The sequence below is a fragment of the Veillonella parvula genome, from assembly GCF_945949885.1.
GTDB classification, from domain to species: Bacteria; Bacillota; Negativicutes; order Veillonellales; family Veillonellaceae; genus Veillonella; species Veillonella parvula_B.
In genome coordinates this window covers 1-22,933 of record NZ_CAMFFZ010000020.1, presented here as the reverse complement: position 1 = coordinate 22,933, position 22,933 = coordinate 1, and the positions used below count along the sequence as shown (strand labels likewise).

Sequence of the window (22,933 nt, the reverse complement as noted above, 5' to 3'; positions counted from 1 at the left end):
ATAGCTCTTTTTATGTGATACTATACCACTTATAGTATATATACAACTCATAACTTAAAAAGAGTGCCTTCCCATTTGGGAGGGCACTCTTTACTTTTATACATTTCGTTGTGCTTCGTAAGCTCTGAATAATTTAGATAATAATTCAGGAGCCAATCGCAATAAATCTGGGTTTTCACAGAAAGATACGCGCAATTGTGTTTTACCAGGGTTATCATTGCCGTTTTTACCGCTATAGAAACCATTGAGCGGCGCCATGAGGAGTGTATATTCCTTGCCATCATCAAGGCTTACTGCACCGTGTTCGGCACACCAAGAAGCAAATTCTACACCATCAAAGCCAGGTTTTGCAACCTTTCTCACGTCGATTACAAAGTAAATAGACGCTTCAGGGCGAGACACGATAAAGTCCGGTTCCACCTCTTTAAAACCTTTGTGGAGTTCAAAGATCATTTGACGATAGTAGTCGCGTTGTTGCTCATACCAGTTGTGCAATTGCGCGTAGGACTCATGTTTCAATGCGCCAAAGATATATTGGCCCAATGTATTAGCGCTGAGGTTTGCCGTATATTCCGCAACAGATTTTTCATAACACAATTTGTTATCCGTAATGATAGCTCCAATGCGAAGTCCGCACGCATTCCAAACCTTGCTAGCCGTTTCAAGGCTGATACGGCGGCCTTCGATGCCAGGCACATCTTTATCGGTTAAGGCCCAAATGCTAGATGTTTCTTTCCCTTTTTCATAAGCCAATTCACGGTACGCTTCGTCAGAGATAATCCATAAATTATGTTTAACGCACAATTTAGTATATTCAATAAGCGTTTCTTTGCTAAACAATTGACCTGTAGGATTATCATAAGGAATGATAAGCAACGCCCCAGGTTTTGTCTCGATAATGCGTTGTTCAACAGTCTCTACAGAGGGCAATTCGAACTCACCATTTTCATTGAGCTCCCGTTCTACAGTAACCGTTTTACGACCAATGCGAAGACCTACTGCATCATAGTTTGTATAAGAAGGATTGAACATCAAAAGAGGACGTTCTTCTTCGCCAGCACCACCACATACGCCGAGCATGATGATTTCCATCGCCATGGATGCACCGTCTGTTACAAGTACATCAAGCCCTGTCGTATCAAAACCTTGACTGCGCAAAATGTGGAGAAACGCTTCACGGCACTCATCAGTGCCCGTAGTTGGTACATATGGCACAATCCCATTATGGAACGGGCTATTGACACCGCCCAAATCAAACAACCTACGCTGCATGGCGGGATGCATAGGACGCATTACATTGCCAATAGAACCATTCACCAAGATAGGCGGGTTCTTACGTTCCAAGAATTTAATTTGTCCTAGGCGAATGCCAGACGGCTTCCGAGCCATCATATACGGCGATAATTCTGGTTGTTTCATTTCGATCCAACTCCTCTAAAAATCAACCTTCTCCATTGGAAGGTTTTGATAACTATGAAAGTAACAAAACACTTACTATACAAGCAAATATACAAATACATCACAAAACATAAACTATGAATACCTATAGATAGATACATAATATTATAGAGCTTTTACTATAGAAAATCTATAGTTTTATAACATATACTTATTTACCTATATACTTAATTTATCGGTTATTGAAAATAACTCTCATGGTACTTAGTGCGGTCTCAATATACCATCAAAAACTATAATAAAAATGAAAGAGCCCCACGAGAGGCTCTTTCACCATGAAATAGATTACTTCTTGAAGCTATACAAATAACTACGACGTAATTGTCAATTATTAGTATAGCTTTATAATCGAACCATTGCAGTAGTTATATCTATTAGATAGTCACTTCTACACCTAGGCGGAAGTTGCGACCTTGACCTGGCCACCAGTCACCTGGGTTGCCCCAACGAACGCTAGATTGTTCCGCATAGTATGTATCAAAGATATTATTGATACGACCAAATACAGTAACATTTTCGCGTATGCGATAGTTAGCGCTAATATCAGCCAACCAGTATGTTTTACGTGGGAATACATTATCTGCTGTACCAGGACGATTGATAATACCACGAATATCCAAATGAGCATCCCATTTAGCATCGTTGTAATCAAGGCCTGCGTTAACAGCATGTTTTGGTACATATCCATCACGGTTTGCTTTGCGAGTTGGTGTTGCATCGATATGAGTATACGTATAGCCAAGACGTGCGGACAAGTGATTAGTCAATTGTTTACGCACATCCGCATTGATGCCACGAGCTTTTTCAGTGTCAAAATTGCGATATTGACCTGTGAAATTTGCCGGATCAGTCATAACCCAACCGATTTTATCCTTCGTACTACGGCTGAAGAAGCTAAGATTACTATTCCATGTTTTACCGAATTTGTGGTGTACACCTAAATCAAATTCATGACCTGTTTCCGGTTTCAAATTGCGGTTGCCATTGAAGCCATCAAATAATTGGTATGGTGTAGGTGCCAAGAAGTACTCTTTATACGCAGCATATACATTTGTCTTCTCATTTACATCATAGCCAAGGCTGATGGATGGAGATGTATGAGTACCGAAGGAGGAATGATGGTCAACGCGGATACCTGGCGTTACAGTCCACTTAGGAGCAAATTTCCATTCATCTTGAATGAAGTAAGATGTATTTGTAAGCTTCACGCCACCCATGTTAAGCACCTTATCTTGTCTCCAATCAAAGCCGCCTACTACAATATGGTCTTTTGCTTTATACGTAACTTGATCCCCAATACCACGAGTCTTCACATCCGTTAAGTACCCATCATATGTTGTTTTATAATGATTGTTCATCAAGTATAATTGATGACTCCAACGATTGCTGATTTTGTTGTTCCAAATCGCGCGTAAGGAGTCATTCGCTTCATTACCATAACGAATGTGATTAAGGGCACCCAAATGGTCGGAGTACATTACATCACCACGATATGTGTCGTAAGATATTTTTACATCGTTCTTATCATTGATTGTATTGCCCACCATGAAAGATGCAGTGTGGCTGTTGCCATGTTGAGGAATGCGCACGCCATGACCATCTTTGTAGGAGCCAATGATATCTTTTTGTATGCCTACACGCCAATACCAATCTTTTTTGCTACCTTCGTTGGTAATTGCGTATTGCTCTAAATCATTGCTACCGCCCATTACGCGAAGTTTAGTTTGTACACCTTGCTCAGGTTTTGCAGTGATCACGTTTACTACACCACCGATGGCACCGGAACCATACAATGTAGAGCCTGCACCACGTTGAACTTCAATGCGATCAATGCTAGACATATCTTTCAAAATAGTCATCGGCGGATTCACCCCTGCTGCGCCCATATTGATGCCGTCTACTAAATACAATACTTGGTCAGACCCATTGATGCGGAATGCATTGGAGTTCGTGTAACCTACGCCACCACCGTACGTATTAATATCTACGCCCGGTACGATGTTCAAGGCTTCGTTCATATTCGTAGCATGGCGCTCACGAATATCGTCACCTGTTACTACGCCTACACTAGCTGGCACTTCTGAAAGCTGTTGTTCACTACGAGTTGCGGTAACAACAATGGTATGCGCTTCTTTCGCATCACCAGCTTCAACAGCTAATACATTAGGAGCACTCAAAGTACTACCAAATACGAGGGCTAACCCTACGTATAGGGATAATCGTTGCATTCTTGATACTTTCATAAAAACCTCCACACACACTAAATCACTTGCTATATATATTTTGTGCCATAGAAACCATTGCACGAGTCATAAATTGGGAATAACTCATGACCTGCGAGGAATCTACGAGGACCACACGACGATTGGCGATGGCCTTAACACCTTGCAAAGCAGGATCAGAATAGAGTTGTTCTGCCGTTGCCGGCGTAGTACCATCCGAAGTATAGGCCACCGACGGGATGATAATAATGTCCGGATTCGCTTTAATTAAATCCTCTCTCGTCCCATTATCAAAAGGTCCTAATCCTAATTGGGCAGCTGCATTGGTAACCTTCAGATATTTTGTCATATCATCAAAGGTTGATCCCTTGCCGCCGGTTAAACCAAATTGCGTATAAAATGCCACTACAGGACGCTCACCGGTATGTTTATTCGCTATTTCTTCAACGGTTTTCAAATCTGCATCCATGCTAGCGATCATCTTTTCATCCGAAGCATGTAAAAGACCTGCAATTTCATGGATAACAGCCTTTGCTTCCTCTACCGTAGTCGGAGTCTTATAGACGTAAACGGGAATCTGCATATTCCGCATTTCCCCAATCGCATCCGGAGACATCCAGTTTGGAACTAACACTAGATCAGGTTGTACTGAGAGCATGGATTCAGCAGTTGCTTTCACATGTTTCTCGACCTTGGCAGACTCGTCAGGCACATTGTTAGGCACAGTACCAACTGCTGCCACTCGACTCGGATCAACCAAAGATAACACAATATCCTCTGTGCTCGCAGCGACAGGAACGATGCGCTTCGGCTCGTTAGGCACCATAACGGTTACCCCTGTACCATCCGTAACTTGATGTGTCGTGCCTGTAGTCCCCGTCTGAGTAGGACCACAACCGACCACTAGAAATACCATCATTACTATGGTACATATAAGAGATATTCTTTGTTTCATACTAACGACCTTCTATAACACCTTCCATTGAAATATATAGAGACTGCAATTCCTCCAGCATATCTAGATCTGCATCCCAATAGCCACGTTGAGCAGCTTCTAACAAAATTTCTGCAATGCGCTGTAAGGCCCAAGGGTTTACATTGCGCATCCAGTCTTGCACCACTTTGTCTAAAGCATATTTGTTAGCATACCCCTCATAAACCCAGTCAGGCACCACATCACTGGTAACATCCCAGCCAAAACTATGAGAGACCACATTAGACATATCCGATGCCCCTTTGTAGCCATGGTTCATCATGGCCTGAATGAATTTCGGATTCTGCGTTTCCCCTTGTACAACGCGGCGAAACTCATCCGATAAGGACCGCATCACGACGCGGCTGCGATCTGTACTATCCCCCACATAGGCACGAGGGGCACTACCTTTTGCATTTCGCACCGCCGCAATGAGACCACCATGATAGCTGTAATAATCATCAGCACTCAAAATGTGCGTTTCCCGATTATCTTCGTTCTTAATGGTTACATCCATCGTAGTTAATCGCCGTTGGAATAGCCTCATATCCTGAGGAATGTCCTCATGCAGGTGAAAGCTACTCCACTTGCTGTAAACTTGTGCAATGTCGCTTAAGGACTCCCAATTTTTCCCTTCAATCAGGGCTCCCACATCCGTGCCATAGGCTTGTGGTGGGTCGCCAAAGATACGAATGCGCGCCTTTTTAGTGGCTAGCATAGGATCTTCACCTTGTTCAACGAGCCAATCCACATCATCATGAATATGCTTTTTCACGTAGTTGTCTTCCAAGGACTCATCTAATTCTGCCACCATTTCAACTGCCTTGTCGAGCCAACTAATGGCAGTAGGCATCATATCTCGAATAAGACCACTGATGCGGCCCATCACGTCGATACGAGGGCGTTGTAATTCATCTAGCGGAATAACCTCGAGACCTGAAATACGACCGTTAGATTGCCATTTAGGACGAACCCCCAACAAGTAGAGGAATTCACCTAAACACTGACCATGACTTCTAGAGTTGCTACTAGCCCATAAGATAATCCCTATCGTCTCGGGATAGCGCTGTTCATTTAAAATATAATCAGCCATAACTTGATCTGCAAGCTCTATACCTAATTGGTAGGCTATCTTTGTAGGCAAGGCTCTTTCATCTAAACCATAAAAGTTACGACCCGTAGGTAATACATCGACTTGACCACTCGATGGGGCTCCACCGGGGCCAGGTTCAACATAGGTTCCTTGTAAGGCTTTAGAGATAGAACTGAGCTCATTTTTGGTTTGACCTAATTTAGGTATATACTCACGAACTATGTCACCTACCAAAGGCTCTAAACTTTGAGGTGCCTTATAATCTGGTTTATGTATAATATTAGACACAAACGCTCGTAATTCCTGCCAAATTCTATCGATAATCACATTATTACGAATTCCGTCATCATTGACTTCGCCAGCATGTTCCTCTAGATACGACCAATCATACCCTAACTCAGCGGCTAGCGTTTCAAGACCTGATGCAATATCCCCTTGAGGGGTCCGTATGATAGCAGTAATAAATTCTTCTAAATCTGTCCCCTCAGGGCCTTGACCCAAGATATGTAAACCGTTACGCATTTGCATATGCTTTAAGTCGCTTAGCTTTTCGTGAACTTCTGTAATTATATCGTCCACCAACATAGTAGGCCCCTTTTCTTCATCGATAAGATGACAGGCCAGGGCCTTTTCGCGAATCACTTCGCCTATGTCAGCTACACTCTCAGGATGCTCCTGTTCAAAATGACTATGCTCATCTAGTAAAGCTTCTAGTTCTTCAAATTCATCGTAGAGTCCCGCCGTCGTCATCGGTGGCGACAAGTGACCCACTAAACAGGCTGAACTACGCCGCTTAGCCTGTATGCCTTCTCCAATGATGGTTGTCCAGTATGGGTAAATATTTGGCAAACTAGAGATGCCGATTTCAGGATAACAGCTAGCACTGAGACCAGCCCCCTTACCTGGTAGCCATTCTAAGGAGCCATGTGTGCCTACATGAATGACCGCATCCGCTTCAAAGACATTCCGAACCCAATGGTAGAACGCCAAGTATTGATGCGGTGGAGGCAAACATGGATCGTGATAGATGGCAGATACATTCTCTCCGAAACCGCGCGGTGGTTGCACCGTAATCCACAGATTACCATTGGAAAAACCTGGAATGATGACTTCATCATCGTAGACAAATACATCTCCTGGGGCCTCCCCCCAAGATGTAACCATAGCTTGTTGCGTATCTGCTGGCAGTGTTTCAAAGTATGCTTTGTAATCCTTACTGCTCAAGCGACCTTCAGCCGAAGCTAGCAACTCATCGGTAAGCATGGAGCGGTCGTTTGTCATGTGGGATGTAACAATGTCCATTAAATCTGCACTCGTATCAGGCACAAAATCTATCGTATAACCTTCCTCTTTCATCTGTTCTAATAATCGTAGCACCGACTCAGGCGTATCAAGGCCTGCTGCAGAACCAATATTAGAATTCTTAGGCGGATAGTTGTGTAAAATAATGGCTATCTTTCGCTCAGATACAGGAATATAACGCAACTTAGACCATTTAATAGCTCGCTGAACGACGGCTGCAATGCGCTCTTTCACAGGTAAATACACATAGTGACCACGCTCATCAAAGGTCTGACAAGCCACTACACCGCCTTGAATAACACCATCTAACTCAGGCTGTGATATGGATAAATTCACATCTAACGGCGTTACCCCTTGTGGATTCTCAGCCCAGGATTTCTCATCCATGTATATGGTATAACCTTGAACGATAGGTACGTCCTGTAATTTTAACTCCTCCAAGGTTTGAGCCCCTAAGGACTGGAAGGAGAATTTACAAGTATTGATAAGCACGTCAAAGGGGAATACATCCTTCCCAAAAAGATGGTTCATGGACAATTTCATATTCGGAATGCCTACGCGAGGATTCGAACCGTATTGACCATAAAAAATAATCGGATTGTACTGATGTTTATAAATTTCTTCAAATAAGGCCTGTTGATAATAAATATCCCCCATAATCCACTCGTCACGGTAAAAGTACACCGCAATGGACGGCCAATCAGGGTTCCCTTCGGCATCCATAAACTCATCATAGGACTCATAGATATTGCCTGCTCGCCCCATAATGGCTTGCCACGGAATTCGGTCAGGTTCTTCCCATTCAGAAATTGGTTTTGTACTGAAAGCACCGTTAATGAGCCGCACATAGTTCATGATGCCACTAGTACGACGATAACTTTCAAGACGAATCCGTTTATCCTCATCTATATTACGATACAAAATATCCGTTTTCTTAGGCTCTACCACATCGATCCAGTATTTTGGATGATGCGCATATAGCCATCGTTCAAGGCGTTCTAAGAATGGCGAGTCTAAGCCAACCCCCATGTTTGTTACGAGTACTACATCGGCAGCACGAAGGCGACTTTCAAAATCACCGTCCCAGAGAGGAGGATTTTTCATATTGCAAATATCCACCTCACCTTGTATCAATTCAGGGTAGGTAGCAACGGCCTTTTCTATATATTGGATTTGTTTTCCTAAGTTAGAAATATACATGAGTCGACTCATGATCTACCTCCGAGACACTCGCAAAATACGCTCTGCCGTAATAGTATCCATGGCATAATAACTGCCATTCATCAATTTACATAATTCCTTAGCCAATCCAAGTTTGATAAAGCCCGTTTCCGTATCGATAACGATACAATCTACAGGCAAAGTACCAAGGATACGAGCCCATTGCTTGGACTCCGCTACAGGGTCCTCAGAATCACCCGACGTAGCTCGACCATCGGTGATACATATAATCTGAATTCGTTCCGCCCGATGGGCACGCAACAATTTATCGCACATGGTATAGGCCATCCGTAAACCGTGAGCTAATGGCGTTTTACCGCCTGTAGGCATAGAGGCTAACAGTCGCTCTGCTCGCTCTACGCTACGCGTGAAAGGCAATAACACCTCTGCCGACTCCTTGCGGAACGCAATGAGCCCTACCGAATCACGGTGGATATAAGAATCTCGCAAGAGACTGAGAATAGCCGCTTTAGTGGCCTCCATACGATGACGCGCCGCCATAGACCCACTGGCATCTACTACGAAAAGCTGGTATGCACCAATACGCTTTTCACGGGCTTTTCGGCGGTAATCCTGAGGTTTTATCACTAAAGATAATCCCTTGCCGCCTTGTTGCTTTAATTGCTGGGACTGAGTAGATAGCTTTTCTTGTTCCATTTTAGTAGCAGCCCGCAATCGTTGATAAGGTGCTGCCGCTCGCAACGTATCTACTAGCGCCAAGTCCTCTAAGGCATGTTCATCTTGGTAAGCTCGAATCATACGCCCTCTAATGTCCTTTGTTTTGGTCATGAGGCGACGACCTGAGCCCTTGCGATACTGACGGTCTACTGTTTTAGAGGATTCTAGTTTCCATTGGAATAATTGGTTAGCTATACGGGCAACCGTATCGGGCAAACATAAAGAGGATAAGCGTTGTGAGTCGTCTCCACCTACGTTCATAACTTCGGAATCACAGGATTCCTTCTGTGTAGCATCTAAGTCGTTAGATTGATTAGAACCATCAGCTTCACTTGAATCGTCTTGCTGAGAAGATGCATCTTCTGCACTATTCATAGCAGAATGAGTGTCCCCATCATTAGCGTTTGAATCCTTAGGAGCTGCTTCATTTCCCATAGAATCATTTTGGTCCGCTTCATATTGTGCATCTTCATCAGCTTGGTCCGATGCATGTTCAGCCCTATTTTCTAGTTGATCTCTATCCGTTTTACTATTTTCATTCGCCTCTTGTGAAGGCTGTGATGTGGTTGTGTCATCACGCTTCATCCGATGAGGCAGTACATAAAGAGCGCCCCGCTCTGCATGAATGGGCTTACAGTAAGAAACACCCTCAAGAAGAGCCAGTGATTTCATAACTTGGAGCAATACAAACTCTGCACCGTGACCTACAGTACGAGCTTGGAGTGCATAGGAAATGGCTAATGAAATCATTGCATCAGGAACGGCAATAGATGAAATCCGCTTATGATCGATTAAACTAACTACATCCTCAGGTGGGTGCTCTTCTATTGAAGGTAACACAGTATCTGCGCAAGAAATTCCATCTCGAGTTTGTTGTAATACCGCTACCCTAGATTCCAATGAAGTTGGTTCCATAGATACGTGTACGTCTACGAGTTCCCATTCCGCATCAGTTAAGGCTCTATCCTCATGGTTTATGGTCATAATCAACAAGATTTGGCGGCGTTTTGCCTCTGTTAATAAGGCATGACGCACTTCTGGAGATAGAACATGACCATCATCGATGAGCCAGCATCGCGTATTATCATCATCTAGTAGGCTAGAGGTCATGATCATCTTACCTTGCTCGAGAGAGGCTTCAAAATCGATGCTTTCTTGAAGTTGTGAGTTATCTATATAAACCGGTATAACACGATAGGAAATATGCCATGTGTCGAGGCACTGACGAACCATAAAACTTTTACCGACACCAGTCCCCCCAGAAATGACGATGCTATGTATCTGGTCGTTTACAAGACCTATTTTGAGGGCTTCTTGTACAGATGTTTCCATAGCTAGCCCTCGATTACCGCAGATACTACTGTATCAATGCGGTCTTCGTCGTGACCTTGTTCTTCAAAAGGCAATCTCCGCATGCGATGTTTTAACGTCAATCTTGCGGCCACCTTAATGTCGTCATCTATGATTTGTGAGCGACCGTGAAAGGCTGCATGAGCACGAGCGGTGTGCATCATCGTAATGTCTGGCCGATGTCCATCAACGCCGACACCAATGCTGATGCTCGCTATCTTAAGCAAACTATCATCGGAGGGAATAATGGTTGGTAATAATTTGCGAGCTTGTAGCAAGCGCTCATGTAATGCTTGCTCCGATTCCTCATAAGACGCTATAAACGCTTCTGGAGCATCGCCAAATGCAAGACGTCGCTTAATCACCTCCATCCGCTGGGCTGGATCCTGTTCACCATAGACCATGACGGACAACCCAAAGCGGTCTAATAGCTGAGGTCTGAGGTCCCCCTCTTCAGGGTTCATAGTTCCGACGAGGATGAAGCGAGATGGATGAGAATGGCTTACCCCTTCACGCTCTACCGTGTTTACCCCCATAGCGGCCACGTCTAGCAAAATATCTACAATATGGTCATCTAATAGATTCACCTCATCTACATAGAGAATATTTTGATGTGCTGCGTGTAAAATCCCCGGTTCAAAAGCTTTTACCCCCTCTTGCAAGGCCTTTTCTAAATTAATAGACCCTACAACGCGATCTTCCGTAGCATTTATAGGTAATTCTACTACGGTCATCGCATCAGTCCCTGTTTCCATCGGAGGTAACAGGCTTGGCAATGCACGTACAGCCGTAGACTTTGCAGTACCCTTTTCGCCCTCAATTAACACACCACCGATGGACGGATTGATAGCATTTAGCAAAAGAGCCAATTTCATTTCATCTTGACCAACAATAGCAGTAAATGGATATAACATAAGCCTGACCTCGCTAGGAATAGCAATACAAATATATCAAGATAAACAGGAAATTTACTGACCTATACATAGGCACCCATATGTCTATTTCAGTTGAGGGTCAATTGACATCTCTCCACTAGTCTCTGTTTGTTTATAATCCTCAATATCCGTAGTTCCTTTTGGGAACACAAAGATACGTTGTTGTTTGAAATATGGATCGTCGTAAACTGCTGCAGACAAGTGGAAGGCAGCTTTTAAATTATCTGCAGTGAGCACATCTCGAGGTGCACCTACATCAACGATGTGACCATCACTAACTAAGACGAGTTTAGTGCAATATTTTGCGGCTAATTCTAAGTCATGAACGACAATTAAAATCGTTTTACCTTCGTCACATAATCTGCGACCCTCATGAAAGATATCGTCAGCATATACTAGATCGAGGGCAGCCGTCGGCTCATCTAGTAATAGGACCTCTGTTTGTTGTGCCAAAGCCTTTGCTAAGAATACCCGTTGACGCTCACCGCCACTCAAAGATTGTACAGAACGATTCCGCAGATGATAAACGCCTACCTCTTTCATAGCCTGTTCAACGATAACCTTATCTTCAGGGCCTTCTTGTTCCCACCATTTCAAATAAGGATAACGAGCGGTCATCACAATATCGATGGCTTCATAATCGAAGGAAACATTTACAGACTGTTGCATATACGCCACATGATGAGCGATTTCTTTATCGCTCAAAGAAGAGATGCTTTTACCATCCCACACAACATCTCCACCAGATGTAGGATAAAGGCCACGCAATGCTTTTAACAACGTTGTTTTACCGGAGCCATTAGGGCCGATAATGCCTACGAACTCGCCCCGGTCAATAGCAAAGGAGGCCTCTTTTACAATGGTTGTATCTCCTAATGTGACCGATAGAGATTGAACATCTAGTTTCATTAGGCCCCTCCTTTACGACGCAAGCGATGAAGTAAATATAGAAAATATGGTGCCCCTAATAGAGCCGTCATGATACCTACGCGAATTTCAACTGGCTGAGCGATAACGCGACCTAAGGTATCACAGAACACGAGGAATAGTGCGCCTCCAACGGCCGCCATAGGCAATAGTATTCGATGATCTGGCCCTACTAAGATACGCACAATATGTGGTACCACGAGGCCTACAAAGCCAATAGAACCACTGACGCACACCGCAGTAGCAGTAACGACAGATGCCAAAAACAGGAATAGCATGCGATACACCATAACAGGCAAACCCAAGGCACGCGCCTCTGTATCGCCGAGAACGAGTACATTCAGGTGACGACCGAGCATCATTAATATAACGCTGCCCGTCATGATAGGCCCCACCGCTAGTAGAACGTGGTCCCAGCGACGAAAATCAAGTCCACCCACCATCCAAAATAGGAATTCACGCAAGCGGTATTCATTAATCATAGTCAAAATGCCCGATGTGAAAGCACCGAGCAGCATACTAACAGCTACACCAGCAAGCAACAAGGTGGTCGTGTCAAGCTTGTTATTACGCCATGTTAACAATATAGTAATCCCAACGGATACAAAGGCCCCTACGAAGGCAAAGGCAGGCATGTAAAACATGCCAAGAGATGTTACACCAAGGGCGATGGCGATAACCGCACCGAGAGATGCCCCTGCGGATACGCCCATAATACCTGGATCAGCCAACGGATTCGAGAATACCCCTTGCATAACGGCACCAGCGATTGCCAAGGCACCGCCTACGAGTAGTCCAATGATGAGGCGCGGCATGCGGATAAACCACAGTACCGCCTCTTGTTCAGCAGAAATAGGTTCAGTAAAACTCACTGGTATACCCATACCATTCAAAATACTTTGGACGCCCCCTCCAATAGGAATCACAATGGTCCCTACATGGAGCGCCAATAAGCTCACGATACATAGCAATACCCCAATCAGAGTTATCGCCATGATGCGTTGTGTCTGTTTAGTCATGAGAATTCCTTTCTAATTGAGGATACACAGTATACATAATGGCTAGCATCGCTTCGCCAATATGCTGATTCATAGTATATAAGTACGCTGCCGGTAAGGGTTTCACACGATTTTCCTTGATAGCCGGCAGATTTTGAAAGGCCGGATTTTTTAAATATCGATCTGCCAAATTCTTGTCCATTCCCTTATAGGAAGGAATAAAAATGTAGTCTGGATTCATGGCTAACACCCGCTCCTCCCCAAAGGGTATGCGCGGCGGTAAGCCAATCCGATTCGGTGCATTATAGACGTTCATGTATGTACACATATCATCAAAGAGACTGCCCGTTCCCGTATAGCCATCCATAGATGATACAAAGAGAACCGTCTTGCGCTGTTCAGGAGAAATGGACTCTCCTAAACGCTTCATTTCGTCTAATTCTTTACGAATTTTTTGATTATAAAAGTTACCCATCTCATCTTCGCCAATAATATGAGCAACTTCCGTCACATTCTTAATGACACCCTCTACCGTAGAGCCCGATGACACCACAACAGTGGCTATACCCATGTGGCGTAAGCCGGAAATAACATCTGCCGATATATAGTCAGGAGCAATGACTAAATCGGGCTTCAAGGCGATGATTTTCTCTAGTGGATAAGAACTCATAACAGGCTTTACCAGCTTTGCGCGCTTCGCCTCTAGTGAATATTCCTCATAGGTAGACAGTTTATTAATGCCTACCAAGCGTTCTGGTTCTATAAGTCCTAATAAAATGGTGTCGAACGCAGAGGATAATGCTAAAATTCGTTTCGGATGCTCTGGTACTCCTACCCGAACGCCATCGTGGCTTTCAACATAACGAGTATATGTCGTTATGCCGGCCTCCGTTTGAGGACCGCAACCTGTTATACATACACAAAGGAGTATCATCAAACATACGAGAAACCTGATGTTCTTATTCATGACGATACTCCTTGTATAGTTCTAATTAGCAATTACATAAAGACTAGAATTTTTGAGTATAACTAAGTTGATAGTTGAATGGTTCATCCCAGTATTCCCAGTCACCGTTAGAAATAACGTTGTGACGGTTCAACAAGTTACGCGCATCTAAACGCAAGGATGAGTTTTCATTGAACTGATAGCCTACGTATGCATTCCAAGCTATAAGATTTGGGTTTGTACCGCCATCGCGGTTCTTCATCCGTTTTGTGACAAAGTTGATGCTAGTACCTGCAGTCCAAGTTGAGCTATTGTAATGGATACCCCCTGTAAATTGCAATTTAGGGTTAGCTTGTTTCCAATAGGTCTTATCGATTTCTCGTTGTTTTGGATTAGAATACGATGCACCCACAGTCATTTTTAAGTGATCTGTTAATTTACGACCATATTGGGCTTCGATACCGACATTTCTATAGCGACCACCATTTACGCGAATCGTGTTTTTACCATTGCTATCCGGTTTCCAAGAGAAGAAGTTTTTAAAGTCCATATAGAAGAGCGCTACTTTCCAGCTATCTTTGTTAGTAATGTGTTTATAGCCTAATTCGTAATTCCAACCTTCTTCAGGTTTCAAATTACGTCCACTAACAGAGGCATAGCCTTTATTAATTTTCTTGAAAGTATCGCTTAAGTTCGGCATTCTAAAGGCTTTACCAACATTTATGTACATGGATGATTCCTTGTTAATACGATGTTGTAATTGGAACTGAGGAATTAATACGCGTTGATTTTTCACAGGGTCTTTAATATCCGAATAACGCAAGCCTAAAATACTAGTCCATTTAGGATTGATTTGGTAGGAGTATGTACCATAAATGGCATAACTATTGCGATGTGGATTTCCATAGTATGGACCAGATGTAGTGCGATATGTTTCTCGTTTACCAAGTACACCTGCAATGAAATAGTCCTTGCCACCGCGGAAGTCCCATTCATGTTGCACATCGAAACCATATTGTCGAGCAATATAGTTATTATCACTCAACGTATATGTCTTTTTACTATGTATGCGACTTTTACCATGCAAATCTCTATCATTGTAGAAGATTGTACCTGTAGTATAGCCATCTTTATAAACTAAAGACGCATTATTTTTAGTATCTTTATAAGCATATGTTGTAGAGTGAAGCTTTTGCTTAATAGGATTCGTTTCCGTACTCAACTGTCCAAAGGAAGAATTACCTTCAAAACGGCTAAAGTTCAAAGTCAACTTATCATTTAATTTACCGCTCATAAATACACCTAAGGAATTCCCTTTGTTACGAGCTGTATAATATTCATAGCCTCTAGCATAAGCACCGATATCGGAGCGGATAGGGGTTTCTGGATCTTGAGCACCAAAGAAGTTACGCTCCACACCAATTAAGAAGCGAGGCGTGCCATAGTTAATTTTATAAGTTTGGCGACCCATATTACCAAAACCTACCGTAACAGAGCCCCCTTCTTTACTTGGAGTCTTAGTAATTACATTGATAACACCACTCATAGCATCAGCGCCATATAAAGCAGAGGCTGCACCTTTTAATACTTCAATGCGTTCAATAGAGCTAGTCGGAATAGAACTAAGGCCGCCCTTGCCATTGAGGTTCATCGGTACCCCATTCATGAGAATCAAGGATCCCCGTTCAAGGCCACGGATATTCACACGGCTATCCATAGCCCCATATTCAAGACCGGATGCACCATAGGAAAAAGACGTAATGCCTGGTACCATATTAACTGCATCAAATGCATTTTTAGCACCGCTATTAGCTAAGTCCTTTTGAGTAATAACATCCATCGCAGCCGGCGTATCTAAATCTAAAAGAGCCATGCGATTTGCTGTTACATTAATGACATGACTTTCAGATGCGCCATTTGCCTCAGTAGATGCTACCGTAGTAGGAGTATCTGTGGTAGCCGTTACATCCACTGCATATGCATGCACAGATAATCCCATCAAAGCCAATCCTATAAGTACAGAAGTCCGTCGTTTCTTAAGATTGTTCATAACAAATCCCTCGTAATACACACTAATTATTCATAAAAGCTACATAATTGTATTATTACACATTTAAAAGGGCTGCACAAAACCCATACCCCCTATTAGTACTGGATTTTATATAAATCTCTATAAATAAATATTAGAATTTTTGTGTATAACTCAATTCATATGTAAATGGGTCTCCCCAGTATTCATAATCCCCATTAGTGATAACGTTATGACGGTCTAACAAGTTACGAGCATCGAGACGAAGTGTTGCATCCTTGTTGAAATGATAACCTACATACGCATTCCAAAGGGCAATATTAGGATTTAAGCCGCCATCACGATTGCGCAAACGTTTGGTAACAAAGCTAAAGGATGTACCAGCTTCCCAGGTTGGGCTTTCATAACGAATGCCTGAAGTAAACTGTAATTTAGGAGCTGCTTGTTTCCAATAAGTTTCATTCATTTCCTTTTGTCGTGGATTAGAATAGGAACCACTCACGTTCCATTTGAGGCGGTCGGATAAACGTCTACCATATTCGGCTTCGATGCCCACGTTGCGGAATTTCCCGCCATTTACTCGCACCAAAGGTCGACCATTTGCATCCGGTTGCCATTGGAAGAAGTTTTTGAAATCCATATAGAACACATCAACCTTCCAATCATCCTTTTTGTTAATCCGCTTGTACCCAATTTCATAGTTCCAACCCTCTTCTGGTTTGAGACCTTTGCTGCTTACCGCTGTATAACGACGGCTAACGCTACGGAATGTATCGCTCAAACTAGGCATTGTAAAAGCTTTCCCTATGTTCACATACATGGAGGATTGTTTATTGATAGAGTGCAACAATTGGAATTGTGGCGTCAACACATGTTGATCCCTAATTGGGTCATCGATTATGGTGTAACGCAAACCTACAATAGATGTCCATTTAGGGTTAATTTCATAAGAATAACTACCATACACAGCATAACTATTGCGTTTAGGATGAATATACACAGGAACAGCCGTTGCATGATAGATTTCTTGTTTACCTGTAACACCTGCGATTAAATAGTCCTTACCATCTCTAAAATCCCATTCATGCTGTACATCAAAACCATATTGACGTGCGCGATAGCTTGTTTCAGTTGCCTTAGCTTGGGACGTATTGTGCGCCCGGCTCGTACCACGCATCGTACGGTCATTATAGAACAAGGTTCCTGTAGTACCCTTGTCCTTATAAATTAAGGAAGCATTATTGCGATCATCCTTATAATGATACGTCGTAGAATGTCTTGCTTGATTAACCGGATTTGTTTCCGTACTGATTAGACCAAAGGACGATTTACTTTCAGCACGATTAAAATTCAATGTTACCTTATCTGAAAGCTTACCACCCATAAAGAGCCCCAACGAATTGCCCTTGTTGCGAGTACTATAGTAGTTATATCCTTTAGTACCTGCATAGTCGTAGCGAATCGGTGTGGATGGGTCCTGCATGCCCCAGTATTTTCTATCGATACCAACGATGAATTTATCTGTACCATAAGACACATCAAAGCGTTTAGCACCCTGATTACCTACGGCAACCGTAGCAGAGCCCCCCTCTGTAGATGGAGTCTTAGTAATAACATTAATAACGCCACCTAATGCCTCTGCACCATACAATGTAGAAGCAGCTCCTTTCACTACTTCGATACGTTTTATGGCACTCGTAGGAATAGAGCCGAGTCCACCTTTGCCATTGAGGTTCATAGGCACGCCATTTACAAGAACAAGGGCACCACGGTCAAGGCCTCGAATATTCGTACGGCTATCCATGCCACCAAAATCGGCACCGCCAGCACCATAAGAATTTATTGTTACCCCTGCTACGGTCGCCACCGCATCAAAAGCAGTGGTAGCACCAGTATTTTTTAACTCCTCAGGTGTAATTACATTCATCGCTACAGGTGTGTCCAAATCTAGAAGGGCTGTGTGATTGGCGGTTACATTGATTACATTGGACGACTCTTGATTCTGATTAGTTGTCATATCTACCGCATAACCATTTACACTCATACTAAGTAACGCCATCATTGTGGCCACATATACACGTTTATTCATTTCATTCATCATCCTATATGTTTTATTAAAACTATGTTAATTCTGTTAATTTGTAGCCTCCGAACTACAGTGGGAATTTGGTTGTAGGGGATATGAACCTTCTCATATCCCCTACATAAACTGTAATCCATTTAATTCAATTTAGGCTCATTCCAAATATAATCATTATTCAAGTTCATATCTTATATAAAAAACATCTGATTTAGGCTCACCAGTTGTATTGGTAACCCCACCTGACCTAGCTGCAAGGGCAAGGGCATCATTATCAAGAAGGCTAGAGCCGCTACTCCCCTCAATTTCAGCACTTACATAATTACCTTCGCCATCAAAATAAACCCTAATAGTGACTGTCCCTGTAATACCTCTTCGTACAGCTTGTGTTGGCATGACTTTATTGGCATCTAATCTAGCACGATACCCCGAAACATCAAAGTACCCTGAACCTTCCGTATCACTAGTCCCAGGATTGCCTCCCTGTGTACCAGGGCCGTCATTTGCTTTACCACCATTACCAATAGGTCCACCACCCGGGCCTGTTGTATCACCATCGCCGGGAACACCTACAGGATTATCTGTATTCCCATGTAGATTGATACTAGCGGCTTCATTGCCACCTAGATAAGGGTTAAGATTTTGCAAGCCCGGTGTCGGTTTTCCCGATAAATCCGGTAATACACTACCCGACTTACCGCCCGCAGCATTTTCTTTATCATCAGAGACCATTTTCTCTTGCTGTTTCTTCTCCTGCTCAGGAGGTTCCGGTTGCACCATATCGAGGTTGATAACCAAGTCTTTTTTTTGTGTTTCTGGAGGTTTTATATGACCAAACCAATCACCTACAACACCCCAATATACAAGATTTAATACCAATGCAGCTACGAAAGGAATTCCATATCGTTTGTCTACCATAGAATCACTTCCGTTCTGTAGCTACGCTAACAAACCGAGCACCACTAATTTTAAGATTATCTAAAATATTGATAACGTCCTTATATGCAATATCCTCAGAGGCACGTACAATAAATACCTGTTGAGGTTCTTTTGCAACAATCCCTTGAATTTCATTACCCAATTGATCAGGGGCAATCTCACGTTCATTCAAATACATTTTATGTGTAGCTGTTAATGAAATCGTGATAGGCTCAATCGTCTTCGCAGAGGAAGAGGAGGCCTTTGGTAAGTTAAGAGGAATTTGTTCCTCTGTATTCATGTATAGCGTACTCATCATGAAAAATACGAGCAAGAAGAATACGATATCAATCATAGGTATAATCATGATGGTAGGTTCTTTTTGTATGCCTACTGAACTACGTTTCATCGTTGACTCCTAATATATAAATCCATAATAGAACCTAATTTTTGCTCTAACTTTGCAATATCAGAATTTACTTTATCTGTACACCAACTATGGATAGCTAATGCTACGATGGCTACTGAAAGCCCCGTTGCAGTGGCAACCAACGCTTCGGATACGCCGCCTGTGATAACAGTAGGCGCACCAATATCGCCTCCAACGGCTGCGAAGGATCGAATCATACCAACAACAGTCCCCAAAAGTCCAAGTAATGGAGCCATTGTTACCATCATGCTAAGCCAGTTAAGGCCGCGTTTTAAGCGTTCATCCATGTAACCTACCACATCATGTAAACGGTTCTCTAAACCTTCCGCACTATATACAGACTCCACAATAGGAGACACGAATCTACTCAATGCGTCATCACTATTTTTTATAGAATTTTCTAGAGTAGACCAATTATTACTATTACGACCTGCATCAATGCTATCGGACAACTGTTGTAACTCATGATTGATGTTTCTGTACGTACGAATACGTTCAAATAAAATAGTACATGCTGCTAACATGAATAGTACAAGTGGATACATAACGAAACCACCTGCATTAAATAGGTGAATTGTATACTCCATCATAGCCTCCATATAATGTATAAAATTACGTATTATTTAACAAAAAAATGGTCATCTATATTATTAGATTAACCACCAACATTGACATTATCCTATAAAGCATGTATAAGTACAATAACCCTATACCCCCTACCGTTACGGTATTTCTATAGGATTCCATTCTAACTATATATTTCATCTACCTTAAATATACATCTATCCACCATATATAGACAACACTAAGTCATCGCATAAATAATTCATAAATATTACAAGAAATATAATAAAACCTTCTATAACAGCTATGTTTAACAAGATAATTTCTTATATTTTATGATATAAATCCATTACAATTCACTTTCCATTCTCAAAAGATTTTCTGTATTTTTATGAATCTATTATTGCTTTATGAATATAATTTATTTACACATGAACAATATTTATGCTCTAAGGTTATCAATATCTTTACAGTCTATTTCTTACTCGTATATCCCTCAATACATCTTATAAATTTATTAACATATAAACTTATACTCAAACTATAAAAATTACAATCCATATAAAAAGAGGACTAAGCCTTTATGGGCTCAGTCCTCTGATTATTCTGATTATAATAACATAAATCCTTAAAGCAAATTATATGCCATTTATAACTCTCATTTATTTTTTAGCTTTATCAGCTTTTACCTTTTTATTTTCTTTTGTCTTTTTAGGTTTTTCTTGTTTAACCTTCGCTGGTTTTTTCGCATTAACAGCAGAGCCTGCAGGCTTTACAAATGCATTATTAAGATTTGTAGCTACTTGTAATGCAACGTCCGCATTTGGTGTAGATACAATAGATTGACCTGCTACAGTTACAGTATCACCATTATAGGATGCAGATCCTGGTGTTACTTGATTGTTGTGATACATGCGAGCCAATTTACCGGCCATGTAAAAAGCGCGTTCTTCCCCCGTATAACGACCGCTACCTGCTGGAGTATAGATATTATCGCCATTTACGTACACAGTACCATTAGATACATTTACATGATTTCCAGAGTATGTGTACATGCGAGAAATATTATTGTTCACGCGATCAGACAACTTAGGATGATTGTTAGGGGCTACCACTTGTGAAAGCCCTTCACGGTAGTGTTCCCCAACTTTATTGCGAAGTACCAGCATAGAGCCAGCTGCACCGCCCACATTGTATGGAGATTCACTTAAAATCTTGAAACCTAACTCGTCAGCAGCTTTTTCTTGACTCATCGTAAACACTTGGTTGGATAAGTAGTTGCCTGCTACATTAGATAAAATAGCCGCACCTTCACTGCCACCAGCCGCAATGCCTACTGCTGTAGAAAGACCGATTTGTTTCTTAGCACCATTGATAATATCTTTATGCTCACCATGAGCGATTTCATGGGCCATAACATATGCTAATTGATCATCATCCAGTGTATCTAGAGCACCCTTATTAACGGACATAACACGACCAAGGGTGGCAAACGCATTAAACTCCTCATCTGGATTAGCATATACAACGTAAGAACGTTTTACACTAGGTGTGGCCTCTAAGGTTTTTAAAATTCGATTTACCCGTTCTTGAGCTGCACTATCGTTTAAGTAACCAGTTTTCTCTTTTGCCCGTGCCAAACTTTCTTTTTGACCCTCTGCAGAGTTATCCATTTTATTTAATGCAGTAGATACGTAAGCCATAGCAATGGCACCACCAGCTAAAGATTGTACTGCAGCAGATGCAGCATTAGCAGGCGCCGTTTGCATCATAGTAGGTGCCATCGTCACTGCCATAGCGATAGATAAAGTAGCCGCTGTAAGTTTCTTATTCATTCTCCCAACCTCTCAAAATGATAAATATATCACTCATAATTTACATACTATCTATATAATATAGGTTTAGTATAAATATAGAATGAATAATGGAACAATCATTCATCTATCATAAGATGGTGCAATCTATTATGGTTAATTCAAACATTGCTAACTATTGATCTGTCGTTACTGGTTTAGCTGAAAGTACTACCGCTTCTTTACCATCTTTAGAAACAGCGCCACCATGTGTATAGCCTACTACATCAAAGCCCGCCTCAGCACACTGCTCTGCGATGCTTTCATAATTTTCATTCTTACCACGCGTACATGTAGAAAGATGTACCGTAGTAACACCTTTTTTCTTAAAAGACTCAATCTTCTTAGCTAGATCCCCACCACTATGTGTGAACCCCACCAACTCAATATCCTCATCAGCATAACGCTCAAAGGAATCCGCTTTATTCATAAATGCTTTCAAACAACCGCCACAAGAACAGCGCTGCATTGTATCCTCATTCACGAGGACCGCAATTTTTTTAGTCATAAGACCTCCTATGAAAATATAGTATTAGAACTAGTATAACATAGCTATAAGAAAAATACGTATCTCAAAGCACGTTAATTAATGCTAATTATATATAGCTATTACCTCTCCAACCTTGGCTAGAGACGGCTCTAGTAGGTATGCTAATCGACGACTCATAAAAAGAAAAAGGCCTACCTACAGGTAGACCTTTTTCTTTTTATTAATCAGCAAGTTCTTATGTACGGCTTTTCCCTCCAGGATACTGGGTGTTCATCGCTGTGGATGGCCTTATGTAGCATTGCTACATGTCCATCTTACGCTCCGAACTAAGCGATGCAGTGAACCTGTCGTCGCTTTACTCCTCCATCTTCTACTGCTCTGCTCACCAGGTACCCTGGGAGGATAGGAAGCCATACATAAAAAAGACACACCCTCAGGTGTGTCTTTAATCAATCAGCAGCTTCCT

Annotated in this window: 16 protein-coding genes; all 16 read right to left on the bottom strand. The window is 42.2% G+C overall.

Annotation, left to right across the window (positions count from 1 at the left end; translation table 11 throughout):
* Positions 1–96 precede the first annotated feature (96 nt).
* A complete protein-coding gene (locus Q7O55_RS06865) occupies positions 97–1,419 on the bottom strand; it encodes a pyridoxal phosphate-dependent aminotransferase (protein ID WP_303929377.1) in 1,323 nt (440 codons plus the stop codon).
* Between the two features lie 413 nt (positions 1,420–1,832).
* The gene (locus Q7O55_RS06860) at positions 1,833–3,701 is read right to left on the bottom strand and encodes a TonB-dependent siderophore receptor (protein ID WP_303929376.1); all 1,869 of its coding nucleotides are present in this window, start codon (positions 3,699–3,701) and stop codon (positions 1,833–1,835) included.
* Positions 3,702–3,723: 22 nt separating this feature from the next.
* A complete protein-coding gene (locus Q7O55_RS06855) occupies positions 3,724–4,635 on the bottom strand; it encodes an ABC transporter substrate-binding protein (protein ID WP_303929375.1) in 912 nt (303 codons plus the stop codon).
* 1 nt (position 4,636) lies between these two features.
* Positions 4,637–8,260, bottom strand: a complete 3,624-nt coding sequence (gene cobN / locus Q7O55_RS06850) for a cobaltochelatase subunit CobN (protein ID WP_303929374.1) — start codon at positions 8,258–8,260, stop codon at positions 4,637–4,639.
* Between the two features lie 3 nt (positions 8,261–8,263).
* On the bottom strand, positions 8,264–10,279 hold the full coding sequence (locus tag Q7O55_RS06845; RefSeq protein WP_303929373.1) for a VWA domain-containing protein: 2,016 nt from the start codon (positions 10,277–10,279) through the stop codon (positions 8,264–8,266).
* Between the two features lie 2 nt (positions 10,280–10,281).
* Complete coding sequence (locus Q7O55_RS06840) at positions 10,282–11,211, bottom strand: ATP-binding protein (RefSeq protein ID WP_303929371.1); 930 nt, start codon at positions 11,209–11,211, stop codon at positions 10,282–10,284.
* Between the two features lie 84 nt (positions 11,212–11,295).
* Positions 11,296–12,141, bottom strand: coding sequence for an ABC transporter ATP-binding protein (locus Q7O55_RS06835; protein WP_303929369.1), 846 nt, complete (start codon positions 12,139–12,141; stop codon positions 11,296–11,298).
* Positions 12,141–13,178, bottom strand: a complete 1,038-nt coding sequence (locus Q7O55_RS06830) for an iron ABC transporter permease (protein ID WP_303929368.1) — start codon at positions 13,176–13,178, stop codon at positions 12,141–12,143. Before Q7O55_RS06830 ends, Q7O55_RS06835 begins: the two co-directional genes overlap by 1 nt.
* Complete coding sequence (locus tag Q7O55_RS06825) at positions 13,171–14,124, bottom strand: ABC transporter substrate-binding protein (RefSeq protein WP_303929367.1); 954 nt, start codon at positions 14,122–14,124, stop codon at positions 13,171–13,173. Before Q7O55_RS06825 ends, Q7O55_RS06830 begins: the two co-directional genes overlap by 8 nt.
* A 43-nt stretch (positions 14,125–14,167) precedes the next feature.
* Positions 14,168–16,153, bottom strand: a complete 1,986-nt coding sequence (locus Q7O55_RS06820; protein WP_303929366.1) for a TonB-dependent siderophore receptor — start codon at positions 16,151–16,153, stop codon at positions 14,168–14,170.
* 133 nt (positions 16,154–16,286) lie between these two features.
* The gene (locus Q7O55_RS06815; RefSeq protein ID WP_303929365.1) at positions 16,287–18,233 is read right to left on the bottom strand and encodes a TonB-dependent receptor; all 1,947 of its coding nucleotides are present in this window, start codon (positions 18,231–18,233) and stop codon (positions 16,287–16,289) included.
* A 153-nt stretch (positions 18,234–18,386) separates the two neighbouring features.
* Complete coding sequence (locus Q7O55_RS06810; protein WP_303929364.1) at positions 18,387–19,130, bottom strand: energy transducer TonB; 744 nt, start codon at positions 19,128–19,130, stop codon at positions 18,387–18,389.
* Between the two features lie 4 nt (positions 19,131–19,134).
* The gene (locus Q7O55_RS06805) at positions 19,135–19,539 is read right to left on the bottom strand and encodes a biopolymer transporter ExbD (protein WP_303929363.1); all 405 of its coding nucleotides are present in this window, start codon (positions 19,537–19,539) and stop codon (positions 19,135–19,137) included.
* Entirely contained in the window at positions 19,536–20,147 is a 612-nt protein-coding gene (locus Q7O55_RS06800) for a MotA/TolQ/ExbB proton channel family protein (RefSeq protein ID WP_004694376.1), read from the bottom strand. Before Q7O55_RS06800 ends, Q7O55_RS06805 begins: the two co-directional genes overlap by 4 nt.
* Positions 20,148–20,786: 639 nt before the next feature.
* The gene (locus Q7O55_RS06795) at positions 20,787–21,959 is read right to left on the bottom strand and encodes a M48 family metallopeptidase (RefSeq protein WP_303929362.1); all 1,173 of its coding nucleotides are present in this window, start codon (positions 21,957–21,959) and stop codon (positions 20,787–20,789) included.
* 154 nt (positions 21,960–22,113) lie between these two features.
* On the bottom strand, positions 22,114–22,485 hold the full coding sequence (locus Q7O55_RS06790; RefSeq protein ID WP_303929361.1) for a CGGC domain-containing protein: 372 nt from the start codon (positions 22,483–22,485) through the stop codon (positions 22,114–22,116).
* Positions 22,486–22,933: the final 448 nt, after the last annotated feature.